At 66.0% G+C, this 24,605-nt stretch carries 22 protein-coding genes and 1 pseudogene; 11 read left to right on the forward strand and 12 right to left on the reverse strand.

The features are described from left to right. Nucleotides 1-64 precede the first annotated feature (64 nt). From ACP7B7_RS14385 to ACP7B7_RS14395, 3 genes and pseudogenes are all read left to right on the forward strand, one after another. Nucleotides 65-2,506: pseudogene (locus ACP7B7_RS14385) on the forward strand (efflux RND transporter permease subunit); the annotation flags it as partial. Next, entirely contained in the window at nt 2,503-3,903 is a 1,401-nt protein-coding gene (locus tag ACP7B7_RS14390; protein ID WP_426077083.1) for an efflux transporter outer membrane subunit, read from the forward strand. The pseudogene ACP7B7_RS14385 and the gene ACP7B7_RS14390, both read left to right, overlap by 4 nt. Before the next feature lie 17 nt (nt 3,904-3,920). Then, nucleotides 3,921-4,496: a DUF1349 domain-containing protein gene (locus ACP7B7_RS14395; RefSeq protein ID WP_426077084.1), complete on the forward strand. Its 576-nt coding sequence runs from the start codon at nt 3,921-3,923 to the stop codon at nt 4,494-4,496. A 49-nt stretch (nt 4,497-4,545) separates the two neighbouring features. Here the strand turns inward: ACP7B7_RS14395 and ACP7B7_RS14400 are convergent, their stop codons facing one another. From ACP7B7_RS14400 to ACP7B7_RS14415, 4 genes are all read right to left on the reverse strand, one after another. Then, nucleotides 4,546-4,902, reverse strand: a complete 357-nt coding sequence (locus ACP7B7_RS14400) for a hypothetical protein (protein WP_426077085.1) — start codon at nt 4,900-4,902, stop codon at nt 4,546-4,548. A 113-nt stretch (nt 4,903-5,015) separates the two neighbouring features. Continuing rightward, complete coding sequence (locus tag ACP7B7_RS14405) at nt 5,016-5,414, reverse strand: DUF4440 domain-containing protein (RefSeq protein WP_426077086.1); 399 nt, start codon at nt 5,412-5,414, stop codon at nt 5,016-5,018. Beyond that, a complete protein-coding gene (locus ACP7B7_RS14410) occupies nt 5,411-5,551 on the reverse strand; it encodes a hypothetical protein (protein ID WP_426077087.1) in 141 nt (46 codons plus the stop codon). The genes ACP7B7_RS14405 and ACP7B7_RS14410 overlap by 4 nt, the downstream gene beginning before the upstream one ends. Continuing rightward, a complete protein-coding gene (locus ACP7B7_RS14415) occupies nt 5,548-6,645 on the reverse strand; it encodes an MFS transporter (protein ID WP_426077088.1) in 1,098 nt (365 codons plus the stop codon). Before ACP7B7_RS14415 ends, ACP7B7_RS14410 begins: the two co-directional genes overlap by 4 nt. Nucleotides 6,646-6,773: 128 nt before the next feature. Between ACP7B7_RS14415 and ACP7B7_RS14420 the strand changes: the two genes are divergently transcribed. Beyond that, on the forward strand, nt 6,774-7,685 hold the full coding sequence (locus ACP7B7_RS14420) for a LysR family transcriptional regulator (RefSeq protein WP_426077089.1): 912 nt from the start codon (nt 6,774-6,776) through the stop codon (nt 7,683-7,685). Between the two features lie 149 nt (nt 7,686-7,834). Beyond that, the gene (locus tag ACP7B7_RS14425) at nt 7,835-8,794 is read left to right on the forward strand and encodes a hypothetical protein (protein ID WP_308923202.1); all 960 of its coding nucleotides are present in this window, start codon (nt 7,835-7,837) and stop codon (nt 8,792-8,794) included. Nucleotides 8,795-8,828: 34 nt separating this feature from the next. On the opposite strand, the gene ACP7B7_RS14430 is transcribed toward ACP7B7_RS14425, so the two are convergent. The 3 genes from ACP7B7_RS14430 to ACP7B7_RS14440 all read right to left on the reverse strand — a co-directional run bounded on the left by ACP7B7_RS14430 (nt 8,829) and on the right by ACP7B7_RS14440 (nt 14,176). Beyond that, nucleotides 8,829-9,890 (reverse strand): bifunctional nicotinamide-nucleotide adenylyltransferase/Nudix hydroxylase, encoded by a 1,062-nt coding sequence (locus ACP7B7_RS14430; protein WP_426077090.1) that lies wholly within the window; start codon nt 9,888-9,890, stop codon nt 8,829-8,831. Continuing rightward, nucleotides 9,887-11,602, reverse strand: coding sequence for an NAD+ synthase (locus ACP7B7_RS14435; RefSeq protein WP_426077091.1), 1,716 nt, complete (start codon nt 11,600-11,602; stop codon nt 9,887-9,889). The genes ACP7B7_RS14430 and ACP7B7_RS14435 overlap by 4 nt, the downstream gene beginning before the upstream one ends. A gap of 138 nt (nt 11,603-11,740) precedes the next feature. After that, entirely contained in the window at nt 11,741-14,176 is a 2,436-nt protein-coding gene (locus tag ACP7B7_RS14440) for a DUF3772 domain-containing protein (protein WP_426077092.1), read from the reverse strand. 226 nt (nt 14,177-14,402) lie between these two features. Here ACP7B7_RS14440 and ACP7B7_RS14445 point away from each other — a divergent pair, with 226 nt between their 5' ends. Further along, the gene (locus ACP7B7_RS14445) at nt 14,403-16,088 is read left to right on the forward strand and encodes a methyl-accepting chemotaxis protein (protein WP_426077093.1); all 1,686 of its coding nucleotides are present in this window, start codon (nt 14,403-14,405) and stop codon (nt 16,086-16,088) included. 6 nt (nt 16,089-16,094) lie between these two features. Here the strand turns inward: ACP7B7_RS14445 and ACP7B7_RS14450 are convergent, their stop codons facing one another. Continuing rightward, nucleotides 16,095-16,916 (reverse strand): AraC family transcriptional regulator, encoded by an 822-nt coding sequence (locus ACP7B7_RS14450; RefSeq protein WP_426077094.1) that lies wholly within the window; start codon nt 16,914-16,916, stop codon nt 16,095-16,097. Nucleotides 16,917-17,008: 92 nt separating this feature from the next. Between ACP7B7_RS14450 and ACP7B7_RS14455 the strand changes: the two genes are divergently transcribed. The 3 genes from ACP7B7_RS14455 to ACP7B7_RS14465 are packed head-to-tail and all read left to right on the forward strand — an operon-like array spanning nt 17,009 to nt 19,688. Beyond that, nucleotides 17,009-17,620: an MSMEG_1061 family FMN-dependent PPOX-type flavoprotein gene (locus ACP7B7_RS14455; RefSeq protein ID WP_426077095.1), complete on the forward strand. Its 612-nt coding sequence runs from the start codon at nt 17,009-17,011 to the stop codon at nt 17,618-17,620. Nucleotides 17,621-17,679: 59 nt separating this feature from the next. Beyond that, nucleotides 17,680-18,345: a response regulator gene (locus ACP7B7_RS14460; protein WP_426077096.1), complete on the forward strand. Its 666-nt coding sequence runs from the start codon at nt 17,680-17,682 to the stop codon at nt 18,343-18,345. Continuing rightward, entirely contained in the window at nt 18,342-19,688 is a 1,347-nt protein-coding gene (locus ACP7B7_RS14465; protein WP_426077097.1) for a sensor histidine kinase, read from the forward strand. The genes ACP7B7_RS14460 and ACP7B7_RS14465 overlap by 4 nt, the downstream gene beginning before the upstream one ends. Here the strand turns inward: ACP7B7_RS14465 and ACP7B7_RS14470 are convergent. The 3 genes from ACP7B7_RS14470 to ACP7B7_RS14480 form a co-directional block, all read right to left on the reverse strand. Continuing rightward, nucleotides 19,685-20,473, reverse strand: coding sequence for a MipA/OmpV family protein (locus ACP7B7_RS14470; protein WP_426077098.1), 789 nt, complete (start codon nt 20,471-20,473; stop codon nt 19,685-19,687). The genes ACP7B7_RS14465 and ACP7B7_RS14470 overlap by 4 nt on opposite strands. A 101-nt stretch (nt 20,474-20,574) precedes the next feature. Next, on the reverse strand, nt 20,575-20,874 hold the full coding sequence (locus ACP7B7_RS14475) for an AzlD family protein (RefSeq protein ID WP_308923218.1): 300 nt from the start codon (nt 20,872-20,874) through the stop codon (nt 20,575-20,577). Continuing rightward, nucleotides 20,867-21,610 carry an AzlC family ABC transporter permease gene (locus ACP7B7_RS14480; RefSeq protein ID WP_426077099.1) on the reverse strand — a complete coding sequence of 248 codons (744 nt, stop codon included), beginning with the start codon at nt 21,608-21,610 and terminating at the stop codon, nt 20,867-20,869. Before ACP7B7_RS14480 ends, ACP7B7_RS14475 begins: the two co-directional genes overlap by 8 nt. Nucleotides 21,611-21,732: 122 nt before the next feature. Between ACP7B7_RS14480 and ACP7B7_RS14485 the strand changes: the two genes are divergently transcribed. After that, nucleotides 21,733-22,191 carry an Lrp/AsnC family transcriptional regulator gene (locus ACP7B7_RS14485; RefSeq protein WP_308923220.1) on the forward strand — a complete coding sequence of 153 codons (459 nt, stop codon included), beginning with the start codon at nt 21,733-21,735 and terminating at the stop codon, nt 22,189-22,191. Between the two features lie 3 nt (nt 22,192-22,194). Here ACP7B7_RS14485 and ACP7B7_RS14490 read toward each other — a convergent pair whose 3' ends face one another. Next, a complete protein-coding gene (locus tag ACP7B7_RS14490) occupies nt 22,195-23,043 on the reverse strand; it encodes an AraC family transcriptional regulator (RefSeq protein ID WP_308923221.1) in 849 nt (282 codons plus the stop codon). Nucleotides 23,044-23,140: 97 nt separating this feature from the next. Between ACP7B7_RS14490 and ACP7B7_RS14495 the strand changes: the two genes are divergently transcribed. Then, nucleotides 23,141-24,538: a cytochrome P450 gene (locus ACP7B7_RS14495; RefSeq protein ID WP_308923222.1), complete on the forward strand. Its 1,398-nt coding sequence runs from the start codon at nt 23,141-23,143 to the stop codon at nt 24,536-24,538. Nucleotides 24,539-24,605: the final 67 nt, after the last annotated feature.

Below are 24,605 nucleotides of genomic sequence, written 5' to 3' on the forward strand. Positions count from 1 at the left end.
CCAACATCAGGCCACCGCCGCCACCTCCCGCTCAGATCGTCAACCCCGTCTTCCCCCATTCCCCGCGAAGAACCAAATAAAAGGGCAATTGGTCGTCTCGAATATCAGCGTCAATACGGACTTGACCAGCGTGGCGCAGTTTCGCGAGATGGTGGTTGCCAATGGCAAGGACGATGGCGGCGCGCTGATACGGCTGAAAGATATCGGCACGGTGGAACTGGGCGCGGCCGCCAGCGAGACCAGCGCCAGCATGGACGGCGTGCCGGCCGTGCACCTGGGCCTGTTCCCCACGCCGGGCGGCAATCCTTTGGTGATCGTCGACGGCATCAAGCGACTGCTGCCCGAGATCCAGAAAACCCTGCCGCCCGGCGTCAAGGTGGAACTGGCGTTCGAGACGGCGCGCTTTATCCAGGCCTCGATCGACGAAGTGGCGCACACGCTGCTCGAAGCACTGGCGATCGTGGTGCTGGTGATCTGGTTGTGCATGGGTTCCCTGCGCTCGGTCCTGATCCCGGTGGTGACGATCCCGCTGTCGATGCTGGGCGCGGCCGCGCTGATGCTGGCCTTTGGTTTCAGCATCAATCTGCTGACCTTGCTGGCGATGGTGCTGGCGGTGGGCCTGGTGGTCGACGACGCCATCGTGGTGGTGGAAAACGTGCACCGCCATATCGAGGAAGGCAAGACGCCGGTGGCGGCGGCCCTGGCGGGCGCGCGCGAAGTGGCCGGCCCCGTGATCGCCATGACGATCACCCTGGCGGCCGTGTATGCGCCGATCGGCATGATGGGCGGCCTGACGGGCGCGCTGTTCAAGGAGTTCGCGCTGACCCTGGCCGGCGCGGTGGTGGTGTCGGGCGTGGTGGCGCTGACCCTGTCGCCGGTGATGAGCTCCTTCCTGCTGCAGTCAAAAACGTCGGAAGGGCGCATGGCGCGCGCCGCCGAACATTTTTTTGGTGGCCTCACGCGCCGCTATGCGCGCCTGCTGGCCTGGTCGCTGGGGCGCCGCTGGCTCAGCGGCGGCTTTGCCCTGGCCGTGATGGCCAGCCTGCCGTTCCTGTACCTGCTGCCGCAGCGCGAACTGGCGCCGTCGGAAGACCAGGCCAGCGTGCTGACGGCCATCAAGGCGCCGCAGCATGCCAACCTCGATTACGTCGAGCGCTTTTCAAGCAAACTCGAAGAAATTTACCGGCGCACGCCGGAGACGGCATCGACCTGGATCATCAACGGCAGCGACGGTACGGCGTCGAGCATCGGCGGCATCAACCTGACGCCGTGGGGCGAGCGCGCGCGCAATGCGGCCGAGATCCAGGCCGAGCTGCAGCAGGCCGTGGGCGACGTCGAAGGCACCAGCATTTTCGCCTTCCAGATGGCGCCCCTGCCGGGCTCCAGCGGCGGCTTGCCGGTGCAGCTGGTGCTGCGCAGCGCGCAGGATTACGCCACCGTGTTTCGCACCATGGAAGACATCAAGCAGCGCGCCCGCGACAGCGGCCTGTTCGCGGTGGTCGACAGCGATCTCGATTACAACAACCCGGTGCTGAAAGTGAAGATCGACCGTTCAAAAGCCAATAGCCTGGGCGTGCGGATGCAGGACATCGGCGAGTCGCTGGCGGTGCTGGTGGGCGAGAACTACCTGAACCGTTTCAGCATGGATGGCCGCGCCTATGACGTGATCGCGCAAAGCCCGCGCGCCCAACGCCTCACCGCGCAGGCGCTGACGCAGCAATACGTGCGTGCCGACGACGGCAGCCTGGTGCCCTTGTCCGGCCTGGTAACGCTCACGCAGGAGGTCGGGCCGAACCAGCTGACCCAGTTCAACCAGCAAAATGCCGCCACCTTCCAGGGCGTGCCGGCGCCCGGCGTCACCCTGGGCGACGCGGTGGCGTTCCTCGATGGCGTGGCGAACAACCTGCCGCCCGGTTTCAGCTACGACTGGCAGTCCGACGCGCGCCAGTTCGCCACCGAAGGCAATGCGCTGCTGCTGGCGTTTCTCGCGGCCGTCATCGTGATCTACCTGGTGCTGGCGGCGCAATATGAAAGCCTGATGGATCCCCTGATCATCCTGATCACGGTGCCGCTGTCGATTTGCGGCGCCCTGATTCCGCTGGCGCTGGGCTGGGCCACCATCAATATCTATACGCAGATCGGCCTGGTGACCCTGATCGGCCTGATCAGCAAGCACGGCATTTTGATGGTCGAATTTGCCAACGAATTGCAGGCGCACGAACGGTTTGATCGCGCCAGCGCGATTGCCCGCGCCGCGCAGATCCGCCTGCGCCCGATTTTGATGACGACGGCCGCCATGGTGGTGGGCCTGGTGCCGCTGCTGTTCGCTTCCGGCGCGGGCGCCAACAGCCGCTTCGGCCTGGGCGTGGTGATCGTCTCGGGCATGCTGGTCGGCACCTTGTTTACCCTGTTCGTGCTGCCGACCATGTACACCTTTTTGGCCCGCAATCACGCCGCCGGCGATGCCAGTGAACGGGCGCAGGCCACCGCACTACAAGGATCATGATGAGACCATATCGCCACGTTTTTTCCGCTTTATCGCTGCTGCTGGCCGGCTGCGCCGTCAGCCCTGCCTACGTCACGCCGGGCACGCCAACGATCACGCTGGCCAGCCCGCAACAAGCGCAGTTCAAACCCGCTGGCGATGTCGCCAGCGGCACGCCATGGTGGTCTTTTTTTGATGATGCGCCGCTCACGCAACTGATCGCCGGCGCGCTGGCGCACAACCGCGATATCGCGCAGGCGCAAGCCAGTCTGCTGGCCGCGCGCGCCGTGTTCGACGAGCGGGAACTCGACCGGCTGCCCGCCGTTACCGGCCAGGCCGGCTGGCAGCGCAAGGTGGAACAAACCGCGCCCGGAATACGCAGTGCCACGGCCAGCACGCGGCTCGGTCTCGATGCGCGCTGGGAGCTCGATCTGTTCGGCCGCCTGGGCCATCTGAGCCGCTCGGCGCAGGCGCGCGCCGACGCCGCGCAAGCCGATCTGCGCCAGGCGCAGCTGGTGATCGCGGCCGAGGTGGCGCGCAATTATTACCAGGCGCTGGGCGACCGGCAAGGCCTGGCGCTGGCACAAGCACAGGTGGACAGCTGGCGCGAAACGGTGGCCCTGATCGATGCGCGCCTGGCCGCCGGCAGCGGCCTGCCGGAAGAGCGGCAAAACGCGCTGGCCAACCTGGCGCGCAGCGAGGCCGCGCTGCCGCCCTTGCAGGCGCATTTACGCCAGGCGCGGTACCGGCTCGATGTGCTTGGCGGCCAGGCGCCGGGAGCCACCGCGCTGGCCTTGAACGCCGCCCAGGCGGCGCCGCTGGCGGGCCAGCTGCCGCTGGGCGACGTCAATCAATTGATCAGGCAGCGGCCCGACGTGGTGCGCGCCGAGCGCCTGCTGGCCGCCTCCAGCGAAGACGTGGGCGCGGCCACGGCCGACCTGTATCCGAGGGTCAGCCTGGGCGGCTTTCTCGGCTTTTTTGCGCTGCGCGGCAGCAGTGTATTGGACGGCGGCGCGCGCGCCTTTGAACTGGCGCCGACCATCAGCCATCCGGCTTTTCATCTGGGTAGCGCCAGGGCCCGCGTGCGCGGCACGCAGGCGGTGGCACAAGGCGCGCTGGCCGGCTATGAACAGGCGATGCTGCTGGCGCAGGAAGAGGTGGAAAACGCCGTCACGCAGCTGGCGGAAAATCAGTCCCGGCTGGCGTCCTTGCTACAATCGGCACGCCACGCCAGCGCCGCGCTGCAGATCGCCGGCACGCGTTACCAGGCGGGCGCCGGCAGCTACCAGGCGGTGCTGGAAAACCAGCGAACGCTGTACGAGATCCGGCGCGAGGCGCTGCAGTCGGAGACCGCGTCCTACACCAGTGCGGTCGCGTTGTACCAGGCGCTGGGATGGGGACTATCGCATGATTTCTGAACCACGGAGGAGACACGATGTTTGAACAGGCGAGCTGGTTGAACCAGCCGGAAAAATGGTCGCTTGAAAACGGCACCTTGCGCGTCACCAGTGACGACAAGACCGACTTCTGGCGCAAGACCAGCTACGGTTTTATCCGCGACAGCGGCCACTTTTTCGGCGTGGCCACCGACGGCGATTTCACGGCCCAGGTGCATGTGGCCGGGCACTACGCCACCCTGTACGACCAGGCCGGCCTGATGGTGCGTATCGACGCCGAAAACTGGATCAAATGCGGCGTCGAATTCTCCGACGGTCAGCTATGGCTCAGCACCGTGCTGACGGTCGATCATTCCGACTGGGCGGTGAGCGCCGCGCCGGCCATGCCGGACGGTTTCTGGCTGCGCGTGACCGTCAGCGAGGGCGTGATCCGGGTGCAGTATTCGGTCGACGGAAAAGTGTGGCCGCTGCTGCGCCTGGCGCCGTTTCCGGTCGCCGCGCGCTACCTGGTGGGTCCCATGTGCTGCACGCCGGAACGCGGCGGGCTGGAAGTGGCGTTTTCGCAGTTGACGGTGGGTCCGGCGGTGGTCAGGGATTTGCATGATTTAACGTAGGTCGGGTTAGCGCTTGCGCGTAACCCGACAACACCACGGAAACTTGCGTTTATTCGTGCACGTTCAACGAGCGGTGGATATCTTTCGATTCGTTGCGCCCTGGCCGGTCGTCCAGCAGCTTGCCCGCTTCGCTTTGCGGCTGCTGGCCCGATCCCTTGACGTTGGCGTGGCTGTCGGGCTGGCCCAGGGTGTGCATGTTTTCCTGCTCGATCGCGGTCGGTCCGCTCTCGCGCGTGATCACGTCGTTGGCCCAGTGGCCGCTGTTGGCGGTGCCGCTGGCGATCTTGCCGCCGCCCTGGTTGGCATACGGGTCGCCGGCGGCCTTGTCGGCATCGGTCTTGTCCATGCGGCTGTTGCGGGCCTGGTCGCTGGATAGCTCGGACTGGGGTTTGATGGTCTCGCTCATGGCTGATCTCCTGTCAAGGGACGCTAAAAGAGGTGATTTTAGGCCGAAGAGCGCTGCAGCGTACCCGGCGCACGTCTTGCGCGACTGTAGGAAAACACCGCGCGCGCATCGCTTCACACCACCCAGGTTTCGTGCAGATGGCGCCACAACAGCAGTCCATCGGGACTGTTGTCATACACGACTGTCGACCATCGTTCGGTACTGTCCAGGCCCGGCTGCGACTGGATTTCACGATAACTGACCACGGCGCCAGCGCTGCTTTCCTGCAGCAGCGCCAGCTCGCTGATCCGCATCTGCAAGCCTGGCCGGCTGCCCGCGGCAGCGGTAAAAAAAGCCGTCAGGCCGGTGATATCCAATTGTTTTCCGGACGGCGCGATCATGGAAAAACCGGCCGAAAAACGCGCCAGCAAACCGGCGCATTTTTCTGCATCCTTTTCTGCGCCGGCGAGCCAGTCGCGTATCAGCATGTGGGTAAATAAAACGTCGTCAAAATAGCGGTTCGATGCGGTCATTTCGTCTTCTCCAGTAAATGCAGGACAGCGCGGTTATCGATGCGCAAACAGAGCGCCAGCGGCAGCACCACCGAGGCCGCCGCCAGCGCAAAACACAGGTGAAAAACCGGCATGGCGCGCGCGTCTTCGGCAGTCACGCCATGCGCGGCCAGCAGTATCTCGAGCAGCGCGCTGGCCAGCACGGCGCCGAGGCAAAACCCGAGCTGGCGGTTGATGTTCCAGATGGCGCTGGCCTGCTCAAATCGCTGTCCGGCGTGCGCAGGAAGGCCGTGCTTTGCGCCGTGCTGCTGCACAGGCCGCCGCCAAAACCCATCAGAGCATAGGCTGCCGCCAGCAGGAAAAGCTGGCTGCCGGTATCGACCCACGCCAGCGTCAAGATGCCGGCCGCCTGCAACAGTGTGCCGGCGAGAAACAGCGGCCGTGGCCCCACGCGGCGATAGCTTTTTCCCGTCAGGGCAATCGCGCAAAATGACGCCAGCGCCCAAGGCAGCATCAGCGCGCCGGCGCCGGCGGCCGACATGCCCAGGATCCCTTGCAAATACAAGGTGGCCAGCAGGCTGACGCCCATGAACACGCCCGGCACCAGCAGATACACCAGCATCGACACGCGCAACAGCGGTTCGCCGATCAGGCGCAGATTGAGCATCGAGGCGAACGGGCGCAGCGCTGCACGCGGCGAATCAGGCTGCAGCCAGCGGACGGCCAGCAGCAGCGCCAGCGCCGCCAGTGGGGCGTTCAGGTAAAAAATCCAGCGCCACGACAGGCCATCGACGATCATGCCACCGATGGCCGGCGACAGCGCCGGCGCCAGCAAGCCCACCAGCATGATCACGGACGACAGTCCAGGGCGCTCGGCAGGGCGGTACAGCCGGTAGGTCATGCTTTGCCCCAGCGGGATCAACAGGCCGCCCCCCAGGCCCTGCAGCGCGCGCCAGGCGATCAGCGCGCCGATCGAATCGGCCTGTCCGGCAGCAATACTTGCAAAGAAAAAAGTTAGCAAAGACGCTATAAAGACGGTTTTGCTGCCATAATAAGCAGCAAGTCGCGCACTGAAGGGCATCACGACAGTCAGGCCGGCGATATATGCGGTGCTGATCCAGCCCAGCTGCGCCACCGAGGCATGCAGCGCGCGGCCGATGTCGGGATAGGCCACGCTGGTGATGAACATGTTGACCAGGTCGATGAAAAAGCCCAGCAGGTAAATGGCGGCGACCTGTTTGCGGTAGTCCATGGTGCTTCCGAATGGCAAAGCGCAATCTTGCGGCCTGGCCGCGATTTGCATAAGGCCATGCTTGCGATTACACTGTCAAAAATATTTTGACATTCCTTTGAAACCCGCATGTTTCCACACTTTTATCCATGATCAGTCTTGACCGCCTCGGGATTTTTATCGCCATTGTCGATGCCGGATCGCTGACCGCCGCGGCCGCCGTGCTGGGGCAAAGCAAGGCCGTCGTCAGCTTCAACCTGAAGCAGCTGGAGGCGGAACTGGGGGTATCGCTGCTCACGCGCAGCACCCGCAGCCTGGCGCTGACCGATGTGGGCCGGCGTTTTTACGAGGACTGCCAGCGCGTGCTGGGCGAAGCGCATGGCGCGATCGAAACGGCGCGCCAGGGCCACCAGGGACTGCGCGGCACGCTGCGCATCACCACCACGGTCGAATACGGCCAGCGCACCGTCGTGCCCGCGCTGATCGCGTTCGCGGGCGTGCATCCGCAACTGCAGATCCAGCATTCGTCATCGTCCTCGCACGAAGACCTGATCTCGGGCCGCTATGACCTGGCGATCCGCATGGGGCAGCTGAACGATTCGAGCTACCGCGCGGCGCTGGTGGAAAACTACGCGATCTGGCCCGTCGCCTCGCCCGCCTACCTGGCCAGCCTGCCCGCAAAAGGCATCGCCACGCTGCAGGACCTGCAGCGCGCACGCTGGCTGGCGCACGGCAGGCTGGCCACGCCCTTGCGCTGGCAGGTGCAGACGCCGGAGGGAGAGGTCGCGTTTGCAGCCGAACAGGACACCATGATCGAATCGGACTCCGCCTCGGCGCTGCTCGCTTTTGCGCTGGGCGGCTGCGGCGTGGCGCTGCTGCCGCGGTGGCAGGTGGCAGCGGACGTGCGGGCAGGGCGTTTGCGCCACCTGTTGCCCGAGGTGATATTTCCGCAGCAGGGTGTGTATGCCGTGTATCCGGACAGCCGGCATATTGCCGAGAAAGTGCGCGCCTTTATCGACTTCCTGCGCGAGTTCGTGGGGGCTCCCCTCTCTTCCACGTGAAACAATTCCCGCACGGCAAAGGAACGACGTCCCGCTGTTTTTCGTCCTAGACTAGTGCCATGACTGCAGACGCTGCCTTTTACCAAAAGGCAGGCTGCGGCTACGGCGAATGATGCACTTACCTTATCCCTTACCGATCGGAGACCATCATGGCACAGACTTTGGCAGCAGTATTCGACAACCGCGCATCGGCCGAAAGCGCACGGCAAAAATTGATCGCCTCGGGCTTCGGCAGCGAGCGCATCCGTCTCAACGACGCGGCCAGCGACTATAGCGGCGCGCCCTCGGCCACCTCGACCGTCGCCAATACCACCGGACGCGACGACGACGGCTTTGTCGCCAGCATCAAGCATTTCTTTGCCGACCTGTTCGGCAGCCATGAAGACCGCTATGTGTATGCGGAAGCCGTCTCGCGCGGCCACGTGGTGCTGACCCTGGAAAGCGCCAGCGACGCGGAGATCGACCGCGCCAGCGATATCGTGGAAGACTTCGGTCCGCTCAATATCGAAGAGCACAGCGAGCAGTGGCGCGCCGGCGGCTGGAGCCGCGACGACAGCACCACCGGCGCGGGCTATGCCGGCGGCAGCACGGGCAACCTCAGCGGCAGTAGCGCCGCCAACCTGCAATCGCAGTCGCAGGCGGGCAGCCTGTCGCAGCAGGCCACGCCGCTGGGCGCGGGCGCCGAACTGGGCATCAATCCGGCCGTTCCTGTCGGTAACCTCAGCCAGTCATCGGCGGCCTCGCAGCAGTTCGCCCGCGACGACACGCCGGACTTCATTCAACCGGGCGGCGCGACCAGCCTGGGCGGCACGCGCAATGTGCGCAGCTACCCGCGCGTCGACACCCTGTCGAACGATATCGTCGACGACGAGCAGTACTATCGCAGCCACTGGGATTCGACCTACCTGAGCACCGGCGCGCGTTTCGAGGACTACGATCCGGCCTACCGCTATGGCCGCTCGATGGCGGGCAGCGACAGCTATCGCGGCCGTCCATGGGACGAAGTGGAACCCGACCTGCGCAGCAACTGGGAGCATACCTACCCGCAGTCGGCATGGGAAAACTTCAAGGATGCCGTGCGCCATGGCTGGAACCGGTTGACGTCGTAAGCCGGTTCCCAAAGAGCGCTGACGCTGTGCAGTGTCAGCGCTCTTCGTGCGTCAGCTTCAAGAAGTGATTCAGGATATGAAAATGATCCTCGAAAAACTCTTCCTCCATCGCCGGCAGTGAGGCCAGCGGCAGCCACCGGGCCAGCGCCGCGTCGTCGGCTGCGGAAACCTCGGGCAACTGGCTGGTCTGCAGGTTGAAATGGTGGGCGTGCGTGATGGTGCGCCCGCGCTGGCTGCGGTCGGGGTGGTCGAACACGGCCACGCCGACCAGCGCTTCTTCCAGGGTCGGCGCCAGCACGCCCAGCTGCGTTTCTTCCGCCAACTCCCTGATCGCCCCCTGCAGCAGGCGTTCGCGCGGCTCCAGGAAGCCGCCCGGCAGCGCCCACAAATCCTTGCCCGGATAACCACCGCGTTTCACCAGCAGCACATGGCCGCCGGTCTGCACCAGCGCGTCGACGGTGCTGAAAATCGGCGCATACGGCGCCGTGCGCCAGCGCGTCTTGTAGGCTTCGATGGCGCGGTGCTCCTGCACCAGCGGCGCATACCACGGCAGCATGGTCCAGGCTTTCAGGTACTGGGCGATCGCCTTCGGCAGCAGCTGCGCCAGCGCGCCCAGCGACACGTCGACATCTTCCGCTTCGAACAGCACCTTGCGGATCGCCGTGGCGCCGATCGGGGCGCCGGCGTCGATCTCCTGGTTCAGCATCTGCCACTGCGGAAAATGGTGCAGATAATAGCTGGTGGCGTCCTTGAAGCAGGCCACCAGGGCCACGCGCGAGGCTGGCACGGCAGCGGCCACCTTGCGGCGCACGCTGTCGGCCCACAGGCCATCGTCGTAGTAATCACGCACGGCCACGTAGTGCACGCGCTCGCGCTGCGCCTCGGGCAGGCTGGCGGCGATCATGGCGGCCCGTTCCTGCCACGTAAACGGGTTCTTCGGGCTGCGCGCATGGAAAGCCGAGCCGAGCACGACCACTACCTGCGCGGCGCTGGCCAGCGCCGCCTGCAGCAGGCCAGCGTGGCCGCTGTGGAATGGCTGGAAACGGCCGATCAATACCGCACAGTCAAAGGCAGGGGGGGAATGTACTGGGCTCATGCGGTGTCTCCGGTGGGGTAGTGGGCGGCGATCGGCAACTGGCGGCCGCTGCCAAAGGCGCGCGATCGCACGCGGATGATGGGCGCCGCCTGGCGCCGCTTGTATTCATTGCGCGCCACCATGCCGAGGATGCGCGTGACCAGGCGGCGGCCTTCCTCGCTCTCGCGCAGCTGGCCGACAAAGGCCAGCGCCTGCGCGCTTTCCGGCGCCGGCAGGCGGTTGCCCTCGATATGCCATTTTAAAATTTCATCGAGCACGGGGTAGGGCGGCAGGCTGTCGGTGTCGCGCTGGCCCGGCGCCAGTTCCGCCGACGGCGGCTTGTCGAGCACGGCGACGGGGATCAGCTCGCGCCCCGCGCTGGCGTTCACATGGCGCGACAGGGCAAATACTTCCGTCTTGTACAGGTCGCCGATCAGACCCAGGCCGCCGTTGGTATCGCCATACAGGGTGCAGTAGCCGACCGAGATTTCGCTCTTGTTGCCAGTGGTCAGCAGCAGCGCGCCAAACGCGTTCGAGTATTCCATCAATATCGTGCCGCGCACGCGGGCCTGCAGGTTTTCCAGTGGCAGGCCGGCCAGTTTGCCGTCGAACGCGGCCGCATAACCGCTTTCATAGTGCGCCACGATGTCGCGGATCGGGTGCGTCAGCAGGGTGATGCCCAGGTTGGCGCACAGGGCCACCGAATCGGTGACGGAGCCGGCGCTGGAAAACACCGACGGCATGGTGATGCCAATGACATTCTCGGCCCCCAATGCTTCGACGGCCAGCGCCAGGGTCAGCGCCGAATCGATGCCGCCCGAGCAGCCGACGACGACCTTTGTAAACTTGCAGCGGCGCGCATAGTCGCGCAAACCCAGCACGATCTGGCGGCGCGCGAATTCCACCGCGGGGATGCCGTCCACATCAGGCACGGGAAACGGCTGGCCATCGGGCTGGCGGAACTGGCCGCCCTCGAAGCGCAGCAATTGAAAATCTTCCACGAAGCGGGCCGCCTCGAACTGCACCCCGGCCTGCGGCGAGATGGCGAACGAGGCGCCGTCGAACACCAGCTGGTCGTGGCCGCCGACCTGGTTGACGAACAGCAGCGGCAGCTCCAGGCGGCGGCAGGCGGCGCCGAACACGGCGTGGCGCAGCGCGCGCTTGCCGATATCGGACGGGCTGGCGTTGATGCTGACCACCAAGTCGGGCCGCGCCGCCTGCAGCGAGGCGAAGGGATTGACGGCGTAGGCCTTGCCTTCGTCGTTCCAGCCGTCTTCGCAGATCATGAAGCCCACCTTGTGGCCGGCCACCTCCAGGGTGCAGGCCACCGGTGGCCCCGCCTCGAAATGGCGGCCCTCGTCGAAGATGCCGTAGGTGGGCAACAACTGCTTGTAGTATTCGGCGACGATCTGGCCGTTCCGGATCGCCAGCAGCGCGTTGTGCAAGGGCTTGCCAGGGCCGGGGTTGGGCCGCGCCGTCCCGAGCACGGTGACCAGCGCCGGCCAGCGTTTTGATGCCTGCAGCACCGTCTGCAGCGCCGCGTCCATGCTGCGCAAGAAGGTGGCATCCTCGAACAGGTCGCCCGGGTAATAGGCGCTCAAGGTCAGCTCGGAAAATACCACCATCTGCGCGCCACCGTCGCTGGCGCGGCGCATCTGGTCGAGGACGGCGGCGGTGTTGGCGTCGAAATCGCCGATGGTGAAATTGCGCTGGGCGATGGCAATCGTAAGCATGGTGTTCCTTCGGCAGAAATACGTGGAGACGCTATCGTGCCTGAAAACGGACAAATGGTACTGATGCAATCGTGCAAGAGCATGCCGCTCCTGATTGTTTCACGTGAAACGTGATCAGGAGCGGGGCAGGGATGGGCCTCAGGCGCCCAGCGGCGGGGCGGACGGCGATGGCGCCGAAGGGGCGGCGGCCGAAATGGCCGGCGCTTCGAGCTGCGTCGGCAAGGCGCTCAGTATCATGGTGTTCGGCTTGGCGATCGAGATCTCGGCGGCATCGAGGCGCTTGAGCAGTTCGAACAGCAGGGCGCTGCGGATACCCGACGTCAGGCGCGGCGAGGAGGCAAAGCCGGTGGCGTTGAACAGCAGGTTGCCATTGTCGATGCCGTCGAGCTGCACGCTGGGCGCCGGTGTGTCGAGCACATCATGGTTGTCGACAAACACGCCCAGGATCAGCGCGCGCGCCGCTTCCGCATCGGTGCCCAGCGGCAGCGGCAGCTTGACCTGCACCAGGCCCAGCGGGCTGGCGTGGGTCACGTTGCGCACCGTCTTGGTAATGAATTCCGAGTTCGGCACGATCACGGTGGAGCGGTCGCCCATCTGGATTTCGGTGGCGCGCACATTGATGCGGCGAATATCGCCTTCCACGCCGCCCAGCGAGACCCAGTCGCCCACTTTGACGGGGCGCTCGGCCAGCAGGATCAAACCCGATACAAAGTTCTGCACCACCGCCTGCAGGCCAAAACCGATACCGACCGACAAGGCCGACGCCACCCATGCGATGCGTTCCAGGCCGATGCCGGCCGACGACAGCGCCAGCGCCACGGCGGTGATCGCGCCGACATAGCCGAACAGGGTCAGGAACGAGGTCTGCATGCCCGAATCGAGATTGGTGGTCGGCAAGTAGCTGTTTTGCAGCCACCGCTTGAAAAAGCCCACACCGATATAGCCGACCAGCAGCACCAGCAAGGCCTGGATCACGGAGCCGGGGCGGATCGCCACTTCGCCGATGGCCAGGCCGTCCTGCAGCTTGCCCAGGCGCTGGAACAGTTCGGCCGGCCCTTCGCCAAATGGCGCCAGCAGCAGCATCAGCATCAGCAGCACGATCAGGGCGCGGCCCAGGCCCGACAGCAGTACGGCCGCCTGGTCGCGCGCCTTCGGCGTGGCCAGCACCGGGTTGCTCGAGTCCGGCGGCGGCGGGCGCGAAGCGAGCAGCATGCACACATCGTCGACCAGCACCGTCAGCAGATAGGTGGTGCAGACCACCACCATGATCCAGGTGATCTGCTTGGTGACAAAGCTGCCGAAGGCCACATAGCCGACCAGCAGGCTGATCAGGCTCACCGCCAGCGCCAGCCACAGCACCACCACCACGCAGCGCAGCCACAGCGGCGTGACGGGCGAATCCGGGTCGGCGGCGCGCACCTGGCGCCAGCAGCGTTCGGCGCGCAGCAAACCGTAGGCCACCGTGATGCTCAGCACCAGCGCGACGATGCAGTTGACCGCCACCGCCGTCGACAAGCCCGTATTGATGACGATGGAGACGCGCTCGGCGGCCCATACCAGCACCATCACCAGCGCGAACACGGTCGGGTAGCGGCCCATGCGCGCCGCCAGCGCATCGGACAGCGGCAACAGGCGCCACGAGGTACGGTTCGGCGACAGCAGGGCGTGGCCGAGCCCGGCCGTAAAACCGGCAAAGCAGATGATGCCGATCAGGCTGCTCAGGAACACGTTGGTCTTGTCGGACAGGTTGCCGCTCCAGCGCATGCCGAAGGCCAGCAGTTCGGCCACCAGGCCCGGCGTGGCCAGCGCCAGCACCAGCACGGCCAGCGCATGCAGCGAGCGCCGCAGCCGGCCGTGCGGCACGCGGGTGGAGGTCAGCATCAGCAGATGGCGCGAGATCCACACGCTGGCAGCCAGCAGCAGCACGATGCCGACAAAGATGATGGCCCATACCGAGACCGGCGTGGCACGCGCCGCATCGACCAGTTCCTGCCCCAGGTTCTGCAGGCGCAAGTGCGTCTGCGGCCATTCGGCATGCAGCTGCTTCCAGAAGGCGCCGGCCAGGATCGACGAGGTGCGCTCGCCCAGGCGCGCCTGCAGTTGCGCGCGGCGCACCGTGGTCACCTGCTCGGAGGCCTGGGCCGCTTCCACCGACAACAGCCGCGCCAGCTTGACCTGTGAGTCGAGCTCGCTGCTGCTGTGGTCGAGCTGCTTGCGCTGCTCGGCCACGTCGGGCGCGTCCTTGGCGCCGGCGGCAGGCTTGCCCAGCTCGGCCAGGCGTGCCTGCACCCCGGCCAGCTGCGGTTCGATATCGGCCGCCACCTTGTCGGCCTCGGCGCTGGCGGCCAGCGCATCGGCCTTCATTTGCGACAGCGCCGCGTCCGGCACATCGGCCTCGCCGTCCAGGGTCTTCTGGATCGTGGTGATCTGCTTGCGCAAGGTGTCGAGGCGCTGGTCGACCGTGGCGGCGTCGTCATCGGCCTGGGCCCAGGCGGGACTGGCGCCAAATGACAAGGCCAGCAGCAGTGCCAGCAGGAAGGGAAACAGCAATCGGAATGGTCGATGAGAAATCATGCGGGCCTATGGACGGAAGAGAAGGGTGTAGCGGCACAATATAGCCGAAAACGCTACGGCAAAACGCGCAATTGCCGCCTGGATAGCCATCGCCGCGGCGATTGCCGCCACTGGTCTACGTCTATTGCACTATAGATATGTGATATGAAAAAGACTAGTATCGTGTGCCCAGGACAACGTGCTTCGCAGGCGCGGCCGGTCCTCCCACTTCCTTATCGAGCCCATCATGAAGTTCATCTCCAACATCAACATCGGCAAACGCCTTGCGCTGGGCTTTGGCGCCATCAGCGCCATGCTGATCGTCATTTCCTTCCTGGGCCTGGCCATGCTGGGCAAAATCAACCAAGGCACCGACCATATTGTGAAGGACAGCATGCCGAAGATCGCGATTGCCAATGCGCTGGCGGACCACGTCAACGATATCGCCATCGCCTTGCGCAACAATATGCTGACCACCGATCCGGCCGACCGGCAAAAACAAGTGGGCGCCGTGCTGGCCGCGCGCGAAGCGGCAGTGGCCGACATGGCCAGGCTCGAGCGCATCGCCAACCTGCCGCGCGAACGCGAGCTGCTGGCACAGCTGCGCGCCGCCCACGTGCGCTATGCCGAAGGCCAGGACCATCTGCTCGACCTGGTGAAAACCAGCACCCTGGAAGAAGCGCGTACGTATATGTACGACCAGGTGCGCGCCATGCTCGACGCCTACAAGCGGCTGATCGCGCAAGAGATCGCCTTGCAAAGCGAGCAGGCCACGATGAACGCCGCCAGCGCGCACGACACCTATCTCACCACGCGGCTGCTGCTGATCGTGCTGTCGGGCGTCGCCCTGCTGTGCGCCGCGCTGCTGTCGTACCTCATCACCCATTCCGTCACCAAACCGGTGGCGCAGGCCTTGAAGGTGGCCCATACGGTGGCCGCTGGCGACCTCAGCAGCACCATCATCATCGAATCGCGCGATGAAATGGGCCAGCTGCTGCAAGCGCTCAAGAGCATGAACGACAGCCTGGCGCGCACGGTGGGCACGGTGCGCGCCGGCACCGACGCCATCGCGGCCGCCTCGGCCCAGGTGGCGGCCGGCAGCCAGGACCTGTCGTCGCGCACCGAGCATGAAGCCAGTTCGCTGGAAGAGACGGCCTCGTCGATGGAAGAGCTGACCGCGACCGTCAAGCAGAACGCCGACAATGCGCGCCAGGCCCATGTGCTGGCCGATACCGCCTCGGGCGCGGCCCAGCGCGGCGGCGCCATGATCACGCAGGTGGTCGCCACGATGGACCAGATCAGCCAGTCGTCGAGCAAGATCACCGACATCATCGGCGTGATCGACGGCATCGCGTTCCAGACCAATATCCTGGCCCTGAACGCCGCCGTGGAAGCAGCGCGCGCCGGCGAACAGGGACGCGGCTTTGCCGTGGTCGCCACCGAGGTGCGCAACCTGGCGCAACGATCCAGCCAGGCGGCCAGGGAAATCAAGAATTTGATCGATGATTCGACCAGTTCGGTGGCCAGCGGCAGCGCGCTGGTGCACCAGGCCGGCGCGTCCATGACCGACCTGGTCGACAGCGTGCGCCGCGTGACCGACATCATGGGCGAAATCACCTCGGCCAGCGCCGAACAGACGGCCGGCATCGAACTGATCAACCGCGCCATCAGCGACATGGACATCGACACCCAGGAAAACGCCGCCCTGGTCGAGGAATCGGCCGCCGCCGCCGCCGCCCTGCGCGAACAGGCCGCCACCCTGGCGCAGGTGGTCAGCGTATTCAAGCTGGGCGACCAGCCGGCCAGCATCAAGCCTGCCGTCGTTAGCGTGCCGGTGGCCAGGCCGGCGCCAGCGTCACAGATCCATGCCCCAGCTTCCGCCAAGAAGCAGCAGCAGGCGGAACCGGCACTGTCGGAGTGGGAAGAGTTTTAACGACGTCTAGCCCTCGTCCGTTGGTGTCAATCCCACCGCAAAGTACCGCCCCGGCGTGGTGCCGAAGGTGCGCCGGAACAGGGCGATAAAGGCGCTGACATTGTCGTAGCCCAGATCAAACGCCACCGTCGTCACGGGCGAGCCGCCGGCCAGCAGTTCCAGCGATCGCAGCAGGCGCACGCGCTGGCGCCAGGCGGTCAGGCTCATGCCAGTCTCCACCGCAAAGCGCCGGCTCAGAGTGCGCGGCGCCAGGTTGGCCCAGACGGCCCATTGCTCCAGCGTGCGCGGATCGGCCGGGTCGGCGATCAGGGCGTTGGCGATGCGCAGCAAACGCGCTTCGCGCGGCAGGCTCAGGCCCAGCGCGTCGACCGGCGCGGCGGCGATCTCATCCAATAACACTTGCGCCACTTGCGCGCGGGCGCGATCCAGTGGCGCCACCTCCCACTGCGCCGCGCGCAGCACCGCTTCGCGCAACAGCCCCGACACTTTGATCGCGCACGGCAGCTGCGGCAACTGCGCGCAACGCTCGGGCGCCACATACACGGCCCAGCCCGAAAACGGACCATGCGACCGGGCCGCATGCGTGCACGAGGACGGTATCCAGATGGCGTGCGTGGTAGGAATGGTCCAGGCGCCGGCGTCGGTACGCACCGTCAGCAAGCCCGAAAACAGGCCCAGCAGCTGCCCCGGCGGATGGCTGTGCGGCATCGACTCGCGCGGCGCGCTTTCCTTGCCCGTGACGGCGATCAGGGGCGGCTCGCCATCGGCCATGGTCACGGCGTGATGCAGCTTGATTTCCAGCGGGGCGAGTGGGGTGGCAGTGGACATGGCGCGATCGGGCTATTGATTGGCATCCATAGCTTAGCAGCGCCATGGTTTGGGCGCTATGGTGGTGATCATCACCGCTTCCAGGATAAACCATGACCAACGTGAATTTAAGTGAGCTGTACGCGCCGCCGTCCGACATGATCGTCAAGGCCGTGCTCGACCATCTGCTGCCGTTTCACCTGAGCTATCTGAAAGCGGCGACCTTCTTTTGCCTGGCCAGCGGCAGCGCCGATGGCCTCGACGCCTCGCCGCGCGGCGGCGCAGCGGGCTTCGTGCATGCGCTGGACAACAAGACGGTCGCCTTTGCGGACTGGCCCGGCAATAACCGCATCGCCTCGCTGACCAACCTGCAGAGCGACGACCGCATCGGCATGCTGTTCCTGTTCCCCGGCCTGGAAATCTTCATGCGCATCAACGGCCATGCGGCGATGTCGATGCATCCCGAACTGCTGCGGGCGCTGGCCGAAGGCGCACGCCTGCCGAAGACCGCCATCGTGGTAAAGATCGATGAAGTACTGTTTCACTGCGGCAAAGCCATCAACCGGGCGAAACTATGGCACCCCGATTCGATGCTCGACCGCAAGAGCCTGCCGTCACCGGGCGAGATCGTGGCCGCCATCACGGGCGCGGACAGCGCCACGGCGCAGGCCATGAATGAGGGTTATTACACGGCGATCCGCGGCAATCTGTACGGAGAGCATTAACAAGCGATTAATCAACGCGCGGTACCATGGCAGCTTCCAGCCGATTTCGAAAGCCTGCCTTGCACATACTACTGGTTGAAGACGACAGCATGCTGGCCGACGCGGTCTGCGATGGCGCGCGGCAAAATGGCTGGACCATCGACCATGCCTCCGACGCGGCAGCGGCACGGCTGCGCTTGCTGGACGGCGCGTATTCGGTGATGTTGCTCGACCTGGGCCTGCCGCGCGAATCAGGCCTGAGCCTGCTCAAGACCATGCGCGCCCGCTACGACGTGACGCCGGTGCTGATCCTGACGGCGCGCGGCCAGCTCAGCGAGCGTATCGCGGGGCTCGACGCCGGCGCCGACGACTACCTGGTCAAGCCCTTCCAGTTCGATGAACTGTGGGCCCGCGTGCGGGCGGTGATACGGCGCAGCCAGGGGCGGGTGATACCGCTGCTGACCTGCGGCGAGGTCCAGCTCGACCTCGGCAAGCGGGTCGTCACCCGTGCCGGCGTGCGGGTCGCGCTCAGTGCCCATGAGTACCGTACCCTGCTGGCGTTGCTGGAGCGGCCCGGCCATATCGTCACGCGCGATTACCTGCACGAAATGGTGTATGGCGGCGCCAGCGCGATCGAGAGCAATACCATCGCGGTGTTCATCCACCAGCTGCGGCGCAAGCTGGGCGACAACATCATCACCACCGTCCACGGCCAGGGCTACATGATAGAAGGCGGCGACGCATGAAGTCGCTGCGCGGACGCATGCTGCTGGTGATCGGCAGTTGTATCGTCATCTGCTGGGCGCTGGTGCTGGCGGTCACGCTCGGCTATATCGCGCGTGGCGAAAGCGGCGCCTGGGACGACGATTTGCGCAGCCTGGGCAACCGGGTGTTGCTGTCCATGCCGCCCGGCATGAGCACCCTCGCTGCCGTCAAACCGGCATTGCTGCCGCCCGCTGTCAAGCAATCGTATGACGACGATACCAGCTATCAGATCTGGAGCAACCGCACGCGCCAGGTGGTGCGCGCGCCGGACGCGCCGCTGACGCCATTGCGGCCGGACTTCATCGACGGCTTCAGCACCACGCTGATCGATGGCAAGCAGTGGCGCGTGTATTCGGTGGCCGACAGCAGCGGCACCATCCATGCGCAGGTGGGCAATCTGCGAAGCAGCATCGACGCCGAAATCAGGCTCAAGGTGCTGACCGTGCTCGGCGTCAGCACCCTGTTATTGCTGATGGGCGGCGCGCTGATGGCCTGGGCCGTGCGGCGTGCGCTGAACCCGGTCATCGGCATCGGCGCGGCCTTGCGCAGCAGGGAAAAATTCGACCTCACGCCGCTGCCGCTGGCCCAACTGCCGACGGAACTGCATCCGCTGGTGGTCTCGTTCAACCATCTGCTGGACCAGGTGGGGCAGGCGGTGCAAAGCGAGCGGCGCTTTATCGACGATGCCGCCCACGAATTGCGCACGCCGCTGTCGGCGCTGCAGGCCCAGGCGCAAGTGGCATTGAAAGCCGCCACGCTGGCCGAAAAGGACGCGGCGCTGGCCAAGCTGCTGGCGGTGGCCCAGCGCAGCACCCGCTTGTCCGAGCAACTGCTCGACCTGGCGCGGCTCGACGCCGGCGCCCACCTGGCGCACGCGGCGCTGGCCGACCTCAGTGAACTGGCGGTGCACGTGGTGCGCGAATTCGACGTGGTTGCCGAGCAGCAGCGGCGCACCCTGGTCATCGCCGCCACGCCGTGCCAGATCGCCTGCGATATCGACGAGATCGGCATTCTGCTGCGCAACCTGATCGATAACGCGCTGCGCTTTGCGCCGCCCGGCGGCCGCGTGCGCATCGCCTGCGGCCATGCCGAAAACCAGGTCTACCTGGAAGTGGCCGACGACGGCCCCGGCGTGCCGGAAGCCGAACGCGAGCGTATCTTCCAGCGCTTTCACCGCCTTGCCGAAGGCAACAACGGGCGCGGCAGCGGCATCGGCCTGTCGCTGGTGGCCGCCATCGCGCGGCTGCACCGGGCCGGCATCGTTACCGGCGCCGGCCTCGATGGCCGCGGCTTTTGCGTGCGCATCCTGTTTCCGCCATCTTAGAAGCTGTACAGGTAACCGGCCTTGACGCTGCCTTGGTTCGATCGGTCGACCAGCGGGCTGTCCTTGATGGCGCTACCCATTTTGGTGGCGCTGAGGTCGACAAACACATTGTGGCGCGGCGCCACGGCGTAGCCCATGCGCAAGCCCAGTTCGACATTGCTGGCGGCGTCGCCCGTGTAGGCGGCACGGCCGGCGCGTACTTCGGCGGCGCGCACGCCATAGTAGTAATCGACAAATTTCTTGTCCTGCCAGTTGGCCGCCACCCGCGGCGTGAGGGTCAGGGCGCCCACCTGAAAATCGCGGTTCAGTTCCAGCTTGACGCGCTTGCCTTCGGCGTCGCCGGTGGCGGCCAGCGCTTCGGCAGAGGCATTGACCACGCCGCCGCGCCACAGCACGGCGCCGCCCAGCCACACGCCGCCCTTGCGCTCGGCCATGCCTGCCAGGTAAGGCGAATCCTTGGCTTCATGGCCATCGTTGGCATAGCGCGCGCGCAGGCGGAACGACAGCGGCCCGCTTGACGGCAGCTTGGCGTCGAGGGTGGTACCGAAAAAGCTGATGTAGCGATTTTCGAACAGCAACAGCGGCAGGGCCTGGACGTCGTTGTCGTAGTCGCGGTAGGCCTTGCGGTCCAGTCCCACGGCCAGGCCCAGGCCCCATTGCGATGGCGCCGGCGAGGCTTCCTTGGCGGCCAGTTCCGGCGCCAGCACCTGCGCTTGCGCGGCCGGCAACGCCACCGCCAGGATGGCGGCGAACAACAGGGAAAATACGGTGTGTGGATGCGTCATGCGGTGGATCTCTTTCAGGCGGTTGAAACAGAGGCACAGCATGCCTGCGGGCGATTAATAATTTATTAGGGTCCGCCATGACCGCGACGGCGATGACGGCATCACCCCAGCCAGTGGCGCAGCAGGCCCGTCGCCGCCACCCCGATCATCACGGTGGGCAGCAGCGAAAAACGCATGGCCGCCAGCACCGTGACGGCCAGCGCCAGCAGGTTGGCCGGCTGTTCCGACACAAACGCCGGCGCGATCACCGAGATCAGCACGCAGCCGGGCACATTGTCCATCACGGCCAGGGTGCGGGCACTGAGCTGGCGGTTGCGCAGCAGCAAATAGCCGAGGATGCGCGTCAGATAAGTGGTCGAGGCCATCAGCACGATCACCAGCAGGGTCGGCAGGTCAATCATGGCGGCCAGCCCAGTACACGGCGGCGGCCAGGCCCGCCAGCGCGCCGATCGCGACATGCCAGGCGCCCGGCAGCAGCAGATAGGCCGACGCCGACGCCACCAGGCTGACCAGCCACGGCCGGCTGGCGCGCACCCCTTTCCACATGCCCTTCAGCAGCACCAGGAAGACGGCCGTGAACGCCATGTCGAAGCCGAACCGCTCCATGTCGCCGATGGCCGGCCCCAGCGCAGCGCCGGTGGCCGTAAACACCACCCAGCTGGCATACAGGCCGGCCGCTACGCCCAGGTAGTAGGGCATGCTGATGCGTCCGCGTGCGCGCGCGTCCGCCAGCGCCAGGGCCCAGGTTTCGTCGCACATCAGGAACAGGGCCGGCAGGGCTTGCCGGCGCCGCAGATGCCGCAGGTAGGGCACCAGCGCGGCGCCCATCAGGATGTGGCGGCAGTTGATCAACAACGACATGCCGACGATCAGCAGCAGATGCGGCGGCGAAGTCCACAGGCGCACCGCCGCGAACTCCGAACCGCCGGCAAAGTTCAGCCCCGTCATCAGGGCCAGCTCCGCCACGCTCAAGCCTTTTTGCGCGGCCTGCGCCCCGAGCACCAGCGCAAACGGCACAAAGCCCAGCATCACGGGCAGCGAGGCGCGCAAGCCGCGCAGCGCTTCGCGCCATTTTCCGGACGGCAGGACGACCGGATGCGTCGAAGAAGAAGAAGGGGTGGAGGGCAGGCTGTGCATGGGTTTCCTTTCCCCATTATTTTCTGCCAAAGCGCGTGAAATCGGATTGCGTTGTTGCCACGCATACCGTTGAAATTGGCATTAAAATCTTCTTTTCGAGCCAATCCTGGAATGAAACACCAATGAAGCTGGACGCCATCGACCGCCGCATCCTGAACGCCCTGCAACGCGACGGCCGCATGCAGAATATCGACCTGGCGAAAGAAGTGGGGCTGTCGCCCTCGCCCTGCTTGCGCCGCGTGCGCCTGCTGGAAGAGGCCGGCGTGATCGAACGCTATGTGGCGGTGGTCAATCCGGCCAAGGTGGGCCGCGGCTTCACGGTCTTCGCCCGCATCTGGCTAACCGGGCAGGACACGGAAACCGTGCGCCATTTCAACGCCGCCATACGCCAGTTGCCGGAAGTGGTGGAATGCCATTTGATGGCCGGCGACTGCGATTTCCTGCTGCGCGTGGTGGCCGCCGACCTGGACGGCTATTACCAGTTCCAGATCAAGCACCTGACCAGCATCAAGGGCGTGCAAAGCGTCAAGACGGAGATTCCGATGCAGAACATCAAGCTGACGTCGGAAATTCCCGTGTAGATGTCAGAGCCAGATGCGGTAGATCCAGTAGCTTTCATCGTCCGATGCCAGCAGCCGCAGGAATCTGCCGGGGCTGTGGCCGGTGATGGCGCGCACGTCGCGGCTCAGGTGGGCCTGGTCCGCATAGCCGCCCTGCGCGGCCACGTCCGCCAGGTTCGCCGGGCCGGCCCGGGCGTTGTCGCGCGCCTCGAAAAATGACTGCTCGGCACGCCGCAGCCGCAGCAGGCTGCGCAGCGATTGCCCCGCGCGCGCCTTGATGCGGCGTTCGAGATTGCGCACGCCGCGGCCGAATACCGTATCGGCCGCCTGCCACGCCAGGTGGCGCACCCAGTCGCCCGCCAGCGCGGACGGCCCCTTGGGCCGCGCCGCCTGCCATAACGGCGTCAGGAACTGTTCCAGCAACGCCAGCCGCGCGGCGTCGTCAGGCGCAGCCAGGATCGCCTCGGACAGGGCCTGCCATTCGGCGCCCAGCACCTCGTCCAGCGCCGCCCAGCGGTCCACGCAGGACGCCATGTCGATGCCGCTGATCGCCTGCAGCGCCTGCGGATAGAACATCACCATGAACAAGCGCACGGGACCGGGATTCCAGCTGGTGGTGGGCCCCGTCTGCGGGCCGGCAAACACGGCGCGCACCGGCGTGGGAGGTGCCGGCAAACCGGCCGGCACCACCAGTTCCCCCTCGCCCTCGATGAACCAGGCGATGGTGCACAGCGGCGTGGCCGGCGAGTGGTTGAAACGATCGCGCGGATCCGTCAGTGGCGCCTCGACCGTGCTGCGCGTGAGCAGCGCCCGCACGCAGGAAGCCAGTGCCTGGGGCGGGGCGATCAGACGCGTGGCGGCGGGATTGGGCATGGCGAAATTCTAACCCGGCGGCCGCTTGTCGCAAACGTTCAAGACGATGATGTCTCGCGGCGGCAGAGTAACGCCATGTCCATTACCGGAGCACACCATGCATTCCCCCTTGCGCCACCTTTCCGATCTGCCCGGGCCACGCCCGTGGCCACTGCTGGGCAACCTGCCGCAACTGTCGCCCACGCGCATGCACCGCCAGGTGGAGGCGTGGGCCAGGCAATACGGCCCGCTGTTCACGATGCGTTTTGCCACCACGCCGGTGCTGGTGGTGGCCGACCCGATACTGGTCGGCGGCGTGCTGCGCGACCGGCCGGAGGGCTTTCGCCGCCCGTCCGCCACGGCGCAAGTGGCGATGGAAATGGATGGCCGCCCCGGCCTGATCGTGGCCGAAGGCGCCCCCTGGCGCGCGCAGCGCCGCATGGTCATGGCCGCGCTGGCGCCACACGCGGTCAAGGCCTATTTTCCGGCGCTGGCGGTGACCTGCCTGCGCCTGCGGGAACGCTGGCGCCAGGCCGCGCAGGCTGGCACCAGCATCGCACTGGCGGTCGACCTGAAGTGCTACAGCATCGACATCATCGCCGGCCTGGCCTTCGGCATCGAGGTCAACACCCTCGAGCACGGCGAGCATGTTCTGCAGCGCCACATGGAAATCATCCTCGCCGGCGTGGCGCGCCGCTCGATGGCGCCATTTCCGTACTGGCGCTATCTGAGACTGGCGCGCGAGCGTGAGCTGGACGCCAGCGTCGCCGCGCTGCGCACCGCCGTCGACCAGCTGATCGCCGGCGCGCGCACGCAACTGGAGGCCGAACCGGCACGCCGCCAGCAGCCGGCCAACCTGCTGCAGGCGATGCTGTGCGCGGCGCAGGAGGAGGGCAGCGGCATCGACGACAATATTGTTGCCGGCAACGTCGCCACCATGCTGCTGGCCGGCGAGGAAACCACCAGCAGCACGCTGGCCTGGCTGCTGTATCTGCTGCACAGCAATCCGGCCGCGCTGCGGCAGGCGCGCGAGGAGGTGCTGCGCATGGCACCGGAGCCGGATAGTTTCACCATCGAACAGATGGACGCGCTGGTCTATCTCAACGCCTGCGCCCAGGAAGCGCTGCGCCTGAAACCGGCCACGCCCTTTATCCCGCTCGAAGCCCTGCGCGACAGCGTGGTGGGCGACGTGGCGCTGCCGAAAGGCGGCCTGGTCTGGTGCGTGATGCGCCACGACAAGACCATGCCGCCTGGCAGCGACTTCGATCCCGGCCGCTGGCTGCGCCAGGACGGCGATGCCATCGGCAAGCAGGCCGCGATGCCCTTCGGCGCCGGCCCGCGCACTTGTCCGGGGCGCTATCTGGCGCTGCTGGAAATCAAGGTGGCCTGTGCCATGCTGCTGGCGACGTTTGACATCGCCGCCATCGCGACGACAGGCGGCAAGGAGCCCGAAGAGGTGATGGGTTTCACGATGTCGCCACAGGCTTTGCACATGCGGCTGCGCGCACGAACATAAGCCGACACGACGCCGCCACACGGCACGTTTGAGCCACATCAACCATCACCTGCCGTCCAGTCCTAGA

It is taken from the genome of Janthinobacterium sp. PSPC3-1, assembly GCF_049896105.1.
Lineage (GTDB): Bacteria > Pseudomonadota > Gammaproteobacteria > Burkholderiales > Burkholderiaceae_D > Janthinobacterium.